This is a genomic window from Lysinibacillus sp. NPDC095746 (assembly GCF_044763535.1).
GTDB lineage: Bacteria > Bacillota > Bacilli > Bacillales_A > Planococcaceae > Lysinibacillus.
In genome coordinates this window covers 178,086-189,217 of record NZ_JBIWGL010000002.1, presented here as the reverse complement: position 1 = coordinate 189,217, position 11,132 = coordinate 178,086, and the positions used below count along the sequence as shown (strand labels likewise).

Annotated in this window: 9 protein-coding genes; 6 read left to right on the top strand and 3 right to left on the bottom strand. The window is 32.6% G+C overall.

The annotated features are described in order from the left end of the window. Nucleotides 1-120 precede the first annotated feature (120 nt). From ACIQ7N_RS02785 to ACIQ7N_RS02770, 4 genes are all read left to right on the top strand, one after another. Nucleotides 121-1,602: an RHS repeat domain-containing protein gene (locus ACIQ7N_RS02785; protein ID WP_402930139.1), complete on the top strand. Its 1,482-nt coding sequence runs from the start codon at nucleotides 121-123 to the stop codon at nucleotides 1,600-1,602. After that, on the top strand, nucleotides 1,599-2,261 hold the full coding sequence (locus ACIQ7N_RS02780) for a hypothetical protein (RefSeq protein ID WP_402930137.1): 663 nt from the start codon (nucleotides 1,599-1,601) through the stop codon (nucleotides 2,259-2,261). The genes ACIQ7N_RS02785 and ACIQ7N_RS02780 overlap by 4 nt, the downstream gene beginning before the upstream one ends. 332 nt (nucleotides 2,262-2,593) lie before the next feature. Beyond that, entirely contained in the window at nucleotides 2,594-3,460 is an 867-nt protein-coding gene (locus ACIQ7N_RS02775; RefSeq protein WP_402930136.1) for a hypothetical protein, read from the top strand. A 485-nt stretch (nucleotides 3,461-3,945) separates the two neighbouring features. Then, nucleotides 3,946-4,233: a hypothetical protein gene (locus tag ACIQ7N_RS02770; RefSeq protein WP_402930134.1), complete on the top strand. Its 288-nt coding sequence runs from the start codon at nucleotides 3,946-3,948 to the stop codon at nucleotides 4,231-4,233. Between the two features lie 424 nt (nucleotides 4,234-4,657). Here the strand turns inward: ACIQ7N_RS02770 and ACIQ7N_RS02765 are convergent, their stop codons facing one another. Then, nucleotides 4,658-5,887: a DUF418 domain-containing protein gene (locus tag ACIQ7N_RS02765; protein WP_402930132.1), complete on the bottom strand. Its 1,230-nt coding sequence runs from the start codon at nucleotides 5,885-5,887 to the stop codon at nucleotides 4,658-4,660. 453 nt (nucleotides 5,888-6,340) lie between these two features. Between ACIQ7N_RS02765 and comX the strand changes: the two genes are divergently transcribed. Together comX and ACIQ7N_RS02755 are read left to right on the top strand one after the other, a co-directional pair. Next, nucleotides 6,341-6,499: a competence pheromone ComX gene (comX, locus tag ACIQ7N_RS02760; RefSeq protein WP_142507203.1), complete on the top strand. Its 159-nt coding sequence runs from the start codon at nucleotides 6,341-6,343 to the stop codon at nucleotides 6,497-6,499. 32 nt (nucleotides 6,500-6,531) lie between these two features. After that, nucleotides 6,532-8,826, top strand: coding sequence for an ATP-binding protein (locus tag ACIQ7N_RS02755; protein ID WP_402930130.1), 2,295 nt, complete (start codon nucleotides 6,532-6,534; stop codon nucleotides 8,824-8,826). 168 nt (nucleotides 8,827-8,994) lie between these two features. Here the strand turns inward: ACIQ7N_RS02755 and ACIQ7N_RS02750 are convergent, their stop codons facing one another. Continuing rightward, nucleotides 8,995-10,236 (bottom strand): AAA family ATPase, encoded by a 1,242-nt coding sequence (locus ACIQ7N_RS02750; RefSeq protein ID WP_402930128.1) that lies wholly within the window; start codon nucleotides 10,234-10,236, stop codon nucleotides 8,995-8,997. After that, the gene (locus ACIQ7N_RS02745; protein WP_402930126.1) at nucleotides 10,229-11,131 is read right to left on the bottom strand and encodes a tetratricopeptide repeat protein; all 903 of its coding nucleotides are present in this window, start codon (nucleotides 11,129-11,131) and stop codon (nucleotides 10,229-10,231) included. Before ACIQ7N_RS02745 ends, ACIQ7N_RS02750 begins: the two co-directional genes overlap by 8 nt. Nucleotide 11,132 lies beyond the last annotated feature (1 nt).

The window sequence follows — 11,132 nt, the reverse complement described above, 5'->3', positions numbered from 1 at the left end:
GTGTAATAAAAGATTGAATCTTTAAAAAGGGCAATAAATCCATTAAAAAGGATTTTATTGCCCTTTTGATCTTTCGTATTAGGTGTCAAAATCGATGTCGCTCGTAATGAAATGGGCAATGTGTCTCAGATTACAGCCTCTCGCTCAGAGCAAGAACAATGTACAGCATCCATGCTGTACAATGTTCTTGGTCAAGAAATTGAAAGAATCTTACCAGGAGATGTCATTAGCAAATGGCAGTATGATGTAGCAGGAAGACCAACACATCATCGAATAAGTAGCCAAAACCGCGATACAAGAAGGCGCGCTTATAATTGGGACGTCAACCATCGCTTACGAAGTATGGTCAACGAGTTAACAGGTGTAAAAGTTACCTATGGTTACGATGAATTCAGTAACCTAGTTTGGTCCAATCAAGGTGGTCAATTTGACTTCTTACACCGCAGTGTTGATGATGTCGGGAATTTGTATGAAACAAAAGAAAAGACAGATCGTGTCTATGGCGCCGGAAGCAGATTACTTGAAACGAGAGATGCAACATTTTCTTATGATGATGAAGGGAATCTCATTCAGAAAGTCGAAAAGAATGGTGATACGTGGAAGTACGAATATAACAGTAATGGTATGATGTCTAAAGTCATCAAACCAGATAACAGGGAAATTTCTTTCAAGTATGACTCGTTAGGAAGGCGAATAGAGAAGAGTTCTGAAGAAAAAACAATGAGTTTCGTATGGGATGGGAATACTATCCTACATGAGTATTTCTCGGAGAAGAATTCAGATGAATTTGAAAATCTAGTAGAACACTCTTCACAGAATAAATCTGAAATTCCAGATAATCTAATCACATGGGTGTTTAATGATGGGTTCGTACCTTCTGCTAAAATTACGAATGAAGGTAGCTACAGTATTATTAGTGATTATCTTGGAACCCCTGTCGAAGCCTATGATGAAGAGGGTAACAAGATTTGGTCAGCTGAACTTGATATTTATGGACGGGTAAAGGAGTTCACAGGTGAGAAGGACTTTATTCCATTCCGTTATCAAGGGCAGTATGAAGATGTAGAAATTAGCTTGTACTATAATCGCTTCCGTTTCTACTCTCCAAGTGAGGGAATGTATACACAACAAGACCCGATTGGATTAAGTGGTGGTTTTGTACTTTATAACTATGTAATTGATACGAACAATTTAACTGACATTCTAGGTTTAAAATCGAATTCTGCGAAATTAGGGAATAATCTAGGAAGTGCTCCGGGACCTAATCACGCTGCTCATCATATTGTTATGACAGGTACTAAAGACTCGAATATGAATTCTCTTGTTGCACAGATGAAAGCACATGGAATTGATCCGGATGGAAAATATAATGGTATTTGGTTACCAGTACGAGATAGTGATAAAGTAATTAATGGACCAGATACCTCTCATCAACAAGATGGGCTACATGGAAAAGATTATAAAAACGAACTATTCAATAGGTTAGATGGAAAGGATAAAGTAACGTTTGAAAATGAACTGCAGAAAATAAAGGAAGAACTAAATAAAGGGCGAACTTGGGAAACAGGAACAACTAAAAAATTAGGGAAGTGTACAAGATGATAGAAAAAGATTACGAGATGATTGTAAAAATATTCGAGGAATATAGTTCCTCATACAATGTGTTGCATCATAAAGTTGAAGACGTTGAAAATGAAACGATTATTTGGAGCAATTCTTATCTAGAAATATACCCATATCAATATGAATTAGATCAATTACCAAAACCAAAAATTTATAAAAAGGAACCGAAATCTAAGGAAGGAATTATAGTGAATAAGTTGAAAAACAATGAACTGTATTTTTCTTATGACGCTGAAAATAAAGGGTGGGGGAGTTCTTTCATAATAAATGAAACTGAAAAGAAAATCTGTCTTAGATTTCGAAGTAATAGGGCTGGTGAAATGGTTTTAAGCCAAGTACATTGTATAATATATGAAGGATCTGTGATAGAAAAAATATTATTCTACACAAGGGACGATGATGTTAACGAAGAAACGTTTATGGTTGACAGATATTCTTATAATGACAATTTGACTACTCATACTATTATTAGAGATGGTTTCTTTGGAGAAAAAATAAAAATTTTATCCACAAGGACATTTAGATTTGAGTATGTAAATGGAGATGTACTTATTTACTCGAAACAATTGAAAAAAAATCTAAAAGTTGTTGAAGATCTATTGTATACCTCTAGAAAGGCAAAAAAAAATAAACAATGAAATCAGAGACAGGTAATGCGAAACGAAAATAGGGAAATTAAGATTAGAGTGTAAGGAATTGTACTTAGCGGATGCAGTACGATGTGATTCCAAAACTCCATGTAGAGAAGAATAAACTTTCTTTTCTGCATGGTTTTTTGTTAGAAATGGAACTGTGTTTAATTCATGTATTTCTGAACACTATTAGGAGATTGAGTGTAAAAATGGGTATTTTTGGTATTTGGATTGCGATAATATAAGAGAAGTATTGAATACGCAGGAGGCAATGTATCTATAACCAATGTAGAATATAAAGATTTTCTAGATAGAAAATTGTAGATGAGGTAGAAGTTATGAGAAGAGAGTTGAAAATATTACCTAAAATCGGGATAAATGAAGTAAAGCTATCTATAACATCTTTAGACATACAAAATATCCTAGGTGAATTGGATAAGAAAAATGTCAATGGAAAAGGGTTTTTTCTATATAAAGATGAATATATATTTCATTTTGTAGATGATGTTTTAGTAAGTATTTCTGTAAACAATCCAAAGATTATTTTCTTGAATAAACAAAAAATTGATTTAATGAATGAATCAAAGCGATTTTTATTCAAAGAAAATCCGTATTTTGTTGATGGATGTTATATATTTCCTCAGTATAACATGTCGATTTACGGTTTGGATAATCCTAATGATGGAATTCAATTAACAATTTATTCAGATAACCAAAAAAATATTTACGAGAAAGATATAAATTTAGCTTTTAAATTCAGAAGTATTGATAAACAACTAATAAACTTAAAATATGAAATTACTCCGTATCAATCTGTAGGATTATTGAAATTCGGCATGCAACCGAGTGAAATTGAAAAAATATGGGGAGTTCCGTTAAAAATAAGTAAGAATAATAAAAAAGGTATAACTACAGAAAACAGGGCGAATAGTAAAGCAATGTATAATGAACAAGGACAGTTAATTCAACTAGCCTTAAATTGTAAAAAGGAAGTTTTAATAGATAATAAATTGTTATCAAAATTCGGTTCTAATTTGGATAGTTTACAAAATGAAGAGTATTTTATAAACAGAAACTATAAAATATATTTCAAGTTTGGAATTGCATTAGATAATTTAGGTAACCTATCTTCTAATGATTTTGTTTATATTTTTTCAGAAGAGATGATTCCTTACTGGAAAGATATATATCGCCCTTTAATCTAACGAATCATCAGAAGTGATAGGAATACTTCGCCTCTAGTCAAAATAAAAATGCGGAGAATTGAAACTTTACTTAACTTAATTGCGGTTCTCTGCATGTTTGCATTTAGAAAATAGCATCAAATTTTATCAAACAACTTTGAAACCTTCGAAAATAATCTTGAAAAATGTGAGGATGATTAAGTTTATTTTTCGACCAAATTAAAAGATTAGCAATAAATCCACAGAATCTTGATTTATTGCTAATCTTTTAATTTGTTTACTTGATAGGGTTGAACTGTTTTAGACAAATTCAGAAGTGACTTGAGGGGACAATTGGAAAACTAGGGGATTTAGGATAAAATAATAGCTAAGCAAGCACAAGAGTTGTTCGAATTTTACGTTTGATGCAGCTAAAGTATCTGGGGAAGTACGAGAAAAGTTTTACAAAGATATCAATAAATATATTTATGCTGAATACAAGTAAATTTGGCATTAAAGGGGGAAGTATGAAGATAAAAGAGATTATTAAAAAAATTGAACAGGATAGTAATTGTAGACTTGTGAAAAGAATCACAGATTTCACAAGTGATTTAACTCTTCCAAAAGATTTGCATTATTTTTTTAGCAATTATGAATCCCTACAAATGTTTTTATATAAGCCTTATGGGATAAAAATAGTTTCTTCAAATGAATTTATTCCAACTAGTAAAAAGCTTTATCCAGAGGATGATGTTATTTGGGAGGAACTAAAAAATGATATTAGTAATGACTGGTATCTTATTGCTGAATCTTAGCAAATAAATCAATACATTAGTATCGACATGAACAATTCTCATTTTGGTTATTGTTTTGATAGTTTCTTGGAAACCCATGCAACACCAGGAGATAGTCAGATTATTGCTAAAAGCTACGGAACTGTTAGAGCATTTATACTCAAGTAAAGGTTAAAATTTGTTTTGGTTGGCTGAAAATTTCGAATCGTATGGGATGCATATGAGGGTCTTGAATAACAAGAATTAGCTAGTATTGACTTGAAAGATAAATCATGGAAAGATACGTCAGTTGGTGATAGGGAGTTTGAGATTTATTCTTTAGAATCATAAAAATAGCCAGTTAACGGTCAAGCCGATTTTTGGCTATTTTTAGATTGCTAAGAGGCAGCCTCTTTGTTCGTTTTATCGAGAAATTTACCGAATTGTTAGTCAATTCTCACCTAACCTATGCATTTTTAGATTCCTTTTTAATACCTAAATAAGTGAATGACCTCCAAACATATTCAAGTGGTCCGAAGCGGAATTTGGATAACCAAAGTTTACTAAAAATCACTTGGAAAATAAAAATGACAATCGCAATGATGATAGCTGTCGTTAAGTGGAGTTTTCCGTATACGCCAAATGCAAATGGTCCAAATAACAATGTACATATAATAGATTGGCCGATATAGTTTGTGAATGCCATTCTTCCAGGGAACGCTAACCATTGTAAAGCTTTCTTTCCTTTCACCGTATGATAAATAAAGATCAAGCTAATAGCATAAAAGATAGTTAGGAATGGTGAGCTAATATATTGAACAGCAGAAAAATTTTCGAAAAGGAAAGGTAAGATCCAGCACAATGTTCCACCAAAAATCAATGTAAGCAACCATGTAATGAAAAAGCCTTTTCGATATTCTTCAAAACGGTGAAACCATTTTTTCTTCGCAACAGCCGCTCCGAATAAGAACATTAGTAAGTACGGAAGATTTGTAAATAAATAAAATATAGGGTTGCCTAGAGAAAGAACATATAATCCATTACGCATTGTATAATAAGTTCTTTCCATAAAATTAGCATTCATTAATTGTTGAATACTTCCATTTTGATGGGCATCTATTGTAAATTGCATAAGCTGACGACTTTTCTCTGACATGGTCATTGACATCATCGTAGAATCGGAGGATAGAGCCCCTAACGTAAATAATCCAAAATATAAGCTATATAAAGTTACGCTAATGATTAACATAGCATTAGGTTTTAACTTATGCAGGAAAAGGAGTAATAATCCTAAGATTGCATAGTCTGTTAAAATATCTCCGAACCAAATGAAATAAGCGTGGATACAACCAAAAATAAAGAGCGCAATAAGTCGTCTAAAATAAATTCCCCAGAAGTTTAGTTGCTTTGCGGCTGATCTTTCCTGCATAATGACCATTCCAAAACCGAACAACATAGAGAACAGCATGACAAATTTTCCATCGACAAACATAGTAATAATAGTATGAACGGTATAATCGGCTTGATTCCAAAAAGAAGTCCATTCATTTTTAAAACTTAGATCTTCCTGCATATAGGCCGGATAAAGGAACCAAACAATATTGGCTAATATAATTCCTAATAATGCGAACCCCCTTAATACATCAAGTGTTTCAATCCGCTCTTTGGCAGAGATGGGTGAAAGCTTTTGCTTCATATAATCATCCTTTTCATGGTTATTTTTGTTCTTTCAACAAATGGCTATTGTTGAAAAAACCTTTGTTAATGAAACTATAAATAATAAATATCAAGATTTTATAAGGAAATTTAAGGCATTGTAATTTATAAATCGAAAAGTTTGGGAGAGGGATTTGAAAATTTTAAGGAATATCCTAAATAGCAGTTTCTCTTTACTAAAGATATTTATAACGAAGTATTGCGAAAATTAGTACATTTTGTGAAAATGCTACGTAATCTATTATTTTTTAGTATTTTATAGAAAATATTGTTGAAAGTATGTAAAATAATGGTATAATGAAGTTGTGGTTACATTAATAGTTATTAATTCCTTGGAAAAGAATTAGTAAGATCAGTTTGAATATATTCAATACTTTAAATGATGTAACTGTGTGTAAAAGGTATAAAAAAACTAATGAAATGAGGAGATTTTATGATTAAAATGATTCAATTTTTAGAGCAAAATCCGTCGATGGTAACTTTGTTAAAAGAAAAAAAAGCTTCTCTAGTTGGTGTTACTGAACTTGAGCAGAAAGCAATTTTAGACTCGTTTGATGAAGAGCTGTGTTTAGAAAATCGTTTGTGGAACTAAGGTCAACTAATTCTAGATGGTTTTGGCTTGCTGTGGGCATTTATGTAATAATAGGGGTTTATTTATTATTTACATCTCATAGTAAGCCTTTTTTAAATATTGAGATAGAAGAAAAAGGCGGAAATTGGATAGTAACAAATCCTTACTATAAGGATTGGGCTAACAAGCATCAAATAGTGCCTGGAGATATAGTATTAAAAGTAGATGGAAAAGATATAAGAAATATTTCCAATGTTAAGTATGAATTCGTAATACGCTCAGCAAATAAATTAACTATAGAGAAACCTAATGGTGATATAGTACATGTGCAAATAAAAACATTCGATATTCCCCAACAATTTTATTATGTATTCGTTGTACCTACTGTCTATTATTTCCTATCGTTAATACTTTCTGTTTATTTGCATATTAAACAGAAGGAAACACCGCTATTAAATCTATTAATTCTATTTATCTTAACAGTTTCATTAGCATATGTAAGTATAGGTGCGTCTGGGATATTAAATAATGTAGGGATCATTGTAAATCGTAGTAGTATGCTGCTATGTCCTGTACTTTTAATACATTTTTTAAGGCTTTATTTTGATTTTTTAAAGATAAAATGGTTGTTTATAAAAAACATAAAGATACTATATATACTCCCTCTTTCGGTAGTATTTTTAAGCATTTATGGTATTAGAAATAACGCCATTCATGTTGTGCTTTCAAATGTAATCTTAGGAGCATTTTTCTTATTACTTATTATCATTCTTGGGATTATGATTTCGGGGTATATTAAATATAAAGTACCACAATTAAAAATATTATTGAGCAGTATAATCATTCCGTTTTTACCTTTTCTTTTTCTATACGCGTTACCAGAAGTTATCTTTCATAAACAAATACTCTCTGCAGATATTTGTTCCCTCTTTTTAGTAATAATACCTTTCAGCTTTTTATGTACACAGCTCACTGAACGTATATTTGATATGGAATATTTTATTACCCGTTTACGCTATTACTTTAATTTTTCATTTGTTTTTACGATTTGGTTATTAGTAGGTCTGTATGTAATTACAGATTTGTCTATTTCAAGAATGGCGGAAGTATTCTTTTTTGCCTTCTTATCATTAATAGCACTTTTCTACATTAAAGAGAAAATAGATTATCATAAGCGAAAAATTCTTTTTTCAACAAAGGGGGATTATATCCATCGATTGTATACGACAGTTGATAGTATTGGTAGGGTCGTGAAGATTGAAGATTTGCTGGATAAATTTGTTCAAGAAATTGCTTTACATCTTGAGATTAAACATGTTTACGTATTAACCTATGATTTGCAAACACATCAAGTTACTTCCACAAGTACATCAAAAGAATATACTCAACATCAAATGGATGAAATATTATTTGAAAATCTCCACATGGGGGATGTAAAGAAAACGGAGCATTTTTATATAGCTTTTATCCACCAAGATGTAAATTATAAAAGAATACTAGTCGTAGACCATAATAAATCGATTTATTTAAAGGATGAGGAGTTACTATGGCTTGAATTATTACTTTTATATGTCAATAATTTTATTGAAAACACGAAAATGGTGGAAGATCTATTAGAACAGTTAAAGCATATGAAAGAGGCTGATAAAAGTCAGCTACCATGGCTCAATAAACTTCTTTGGCTACGCTTTGAACAAGAAAAATATCAATTAGCGCAAGAGCTTCATGATACGGTTTTACAAGAGCAGCTTCATATTGCTCGAGAAATGGATGTATGTATTCATGCGAAGAGGACAACGGATATTCAGGTGAACCTTACTAAGATTCATGATCATATGATTGCATCGTTGAATGATTTAAGAGGCTACTGTGAAAATTTGAAGCCACCATTATTAGATACACTAGGCTTAAATGCTGCGCTTGAAAAGCTTATTCAAAAAGTTCATAAACGTGCGGATTTTGTTTTAGTTTACACAATGGATCGTCTCTATTTAGAAGATGAGCGTTTAAACTTAATGATTTATCGGCTTTTTCAAGAGTTGTTAAACAATGCATTAAAACATTCGTATGCCAATACTGTCGAAATTCATTTGTTAGAAACAGCAGATGGCTTTGAAATAATTTATTCAGACGATGGTGTAGGCTGCAAAATGGATGGCATTATTGTTTCTGATTCAATGGGAATCAGGGGGATGCAAGAGAGGGTACAGGCATTTAATGGTCAGTTTTCTATCAATACCAATGTAGGAGAAGGAATGTCCATTCGAATTAAAATAAAAGAAGGAAATTATACGCATTCCTATGACTACGATACTTATAATAGAAGGTCAACTCCTAGTAGAGGATAATATATGAATAGAAAGAAAGATATGAACGATTTTAACACCTCCTAATCTTCTCGTAGAAATTACAGTACGAGTTGGATTGGGAGGTTTTGTATTGAAGTATAAAGAAAATGCAACAAAATGAAAGAGACATCCCAAATCATAGTTGAGATGTCTCTTTGATGTTATTCATTATATGCGCTTAGCGTGAACACGAAGATACTTTTCGACATCATTGTAAAGTCCTGATTGATTTGCGTATTTCACATAGTTTTTGGCAGTACGTAACCATTCTAATGTAGATGGCTGTATCTCTTCTAAAACGTGTAATAAATCATTAGTTGTGATAGGACGTTCATCACCAGTTGCTAAAATTTCAGCAAGTACATTTTCAGTAGCTAATTCAATCGTATTTTCAATGTCTGCACCTGAGAAAAACTCAGTTTGAGCAGCTAGTGTTTCGACATCTATTTCTTTAGCATATCTTCCTGCTAGCTTTAATTTGAAAATTTGCTCTCTCGCTTTTTTATCTGGTGGAGCGACGAAGATGAGACGGTCGAATCGACCAGGGCGCTTTAAGGCGCTATCGATATCCCAAGGGGTATTTGTAGCAGCCATAATAAGTACTTCATCTGTGCTTGTATCAATTCCCTCTAACTCAGTAAGGAATGTGTCGATGATTCCTCGAGTATATTCAGAAGCTTTAGACCGACTCATACCAATCGTGTCTACTTCATCAAAAAACATAATACTTGGCTTTTGAAAACGCGCCTTATCAAAAGCCGCTTTTAAATTTTGTTCACTTTCACCGATATAGCGATTTAATATATCTGTAATATGAACAGGATAAAAATTAGCCTTACATTCACCAGCGGTTGCCTTGGCAATAAATGTTTTTCCACAACCAGGGGGACCATAGAGCAGTACACCGCCGCCTACTTTTTTTCGAAACTTAGCAAATAGACCTTTGTTATAAAATGGGCTAATAATACGTAAAGTAATGGTCTTTTTTAAGTCATCCAGCCCAGCAACATCCGTAAAAGTGATTTGTTCCTTCCCTTTTTTTACTGTTTTAGGGGCTTTACCATCAATAATTTTTAACCTAGGTGTAAAATCTATTATTTGATCCGTCTCGGTTTCTTCACTTTTGTCTTCTCTTTCAAGCAGTTCTTCTGCTGAAGCGGCAATGTCTTCAGTAGTCTCAATGATTTCATCTGACTTCGTTTGCTGAATTTGCAAACTCGTTTTTGTTAATTCATTTATGATTTCCATACGTAGTGTATCATCTGTACAGAGAGAAATTCCTGTTGAATACGATTGTATCGCTTCTAGCCAACGATCGTTTTCAGCAAGCTCTTTTCCCAGCCAGTAATGTGCTTGAGGGTCAGTTGGGCTTTGTTCCACCATTTGCTGTAACCATTTAATTTTATCCATATGTATAACCCCTTATTTTTCTTAGTCCCTTAGCCAATGGAACTGATATCCATGTATAAAGTGCAAGTATTACATAGCATTTTAAAAACAGCATGGCTATACTATCAAACCCTAGTGCTAATAATAAAAAGGTTAGCCCAATCCCTACAAGCCAAATGATAGCTGGCCCCCCTAAACGCTCTATAAAACGATTAGGAGCTAGCAGAGGGTGGGTTGTAATTTCCATCTCTTCTAATAGAGCTAGTAATGTTTGATCCCCAGGATTTAAAAGAAAGGCTTGTCTGTAATATTCTTTCGCTTCTTTTTCGTTATTTCGGAAGGAGGCATTTATTCCGAGGTGCAACAATTTTGCCACTTCACTATCTGCTGAATTCATATATTGTTCTAATGCAAGGATTTGTTGTTCTTTACTTCCATGTACACCTTGTAAAATAAAGTTTCTCCGTAATACATATGAATTGTCCGGATCTAATTCTAATGCTTTATTGATTAATAACTTTGATTTATTACGATATCCTGTTTGTTTCATTAAAACAGCATAGCCTGCATGTGTTTCTGCATTATTTGGATTTAAGCGAAGTGATTCAAGAAAGGCTTTTTCTGCTTCTTGCCATCGCTCGGTTTCCATGTATAGATGGCCGAGAAAATAAAATATGATTTCCTCATCGAATCCTAATCTCATCGCTTCATGAAATTGTTTTTCAGCCTCGCCAAATTCGTTTATTGCATAGTTACTGTAAGCTAACATATACCAAAGCCGGCTATTTTCAATATTGTCATGTAATTCCTCGTTAATAAGCTCAATAACTTGGGGATATTTCCCTATATTAAAATAATGCTCGATAACTTCAAAGGATGGTTCTTCATATTCATCATATTCTTCAAACTCACTCATA

Coding starts and splice junctions, on each gene's coding strand:
- ACIQ7N_RS02780 (WP_402930137.1), top strand. CDS start 1,599: ATGATAGAAAAAGATTACGAGATGATTGTAAAAATATTCGAGGAATAT.
- ACIQ7N_RS02775 (WP_402930136.1), top strand. CDS start 2,594: ATGAGAAGAGAGTTGAAAATATTACCTAAAATCGGGATAAATGAAGTA.
- ACIQ7N_RS02770 (WP_402930134.1), top strand. CDS start 3,946: ATGAAGATAAAAGAGATTATTAAAAAAATTGAACAGGATAGTAATTGT.
- ACIQ7N_RS02765 (WP_402930132.1), bottom strand. CDS start 5,887: ATGAAGCAAAAGCTTTCACCCATCTCTGCCAAAGAGCGGATTGAAACA.
- comX (WP_142507203.1), top strand. CDS start 6,341: ATGATTAAAATGATTCAATTTTTAGAGCAAAATCCGTCGATGGTAACT.
- ACIQ7N_RS02750 (WP_402930128.1), bottom strand. CDS start 10,236: ATGGATAAAATTAAATGGTTACAGCAAATGGTGGAACAAAGCCCAACT.
- ACIQ7N_RS02745 (WP_402930126.1), bottom strand. CDS start 11,131: ATGAGTGAGTTTGAAGAATATGATGAATATGAAGAACCATCCTTTGAA.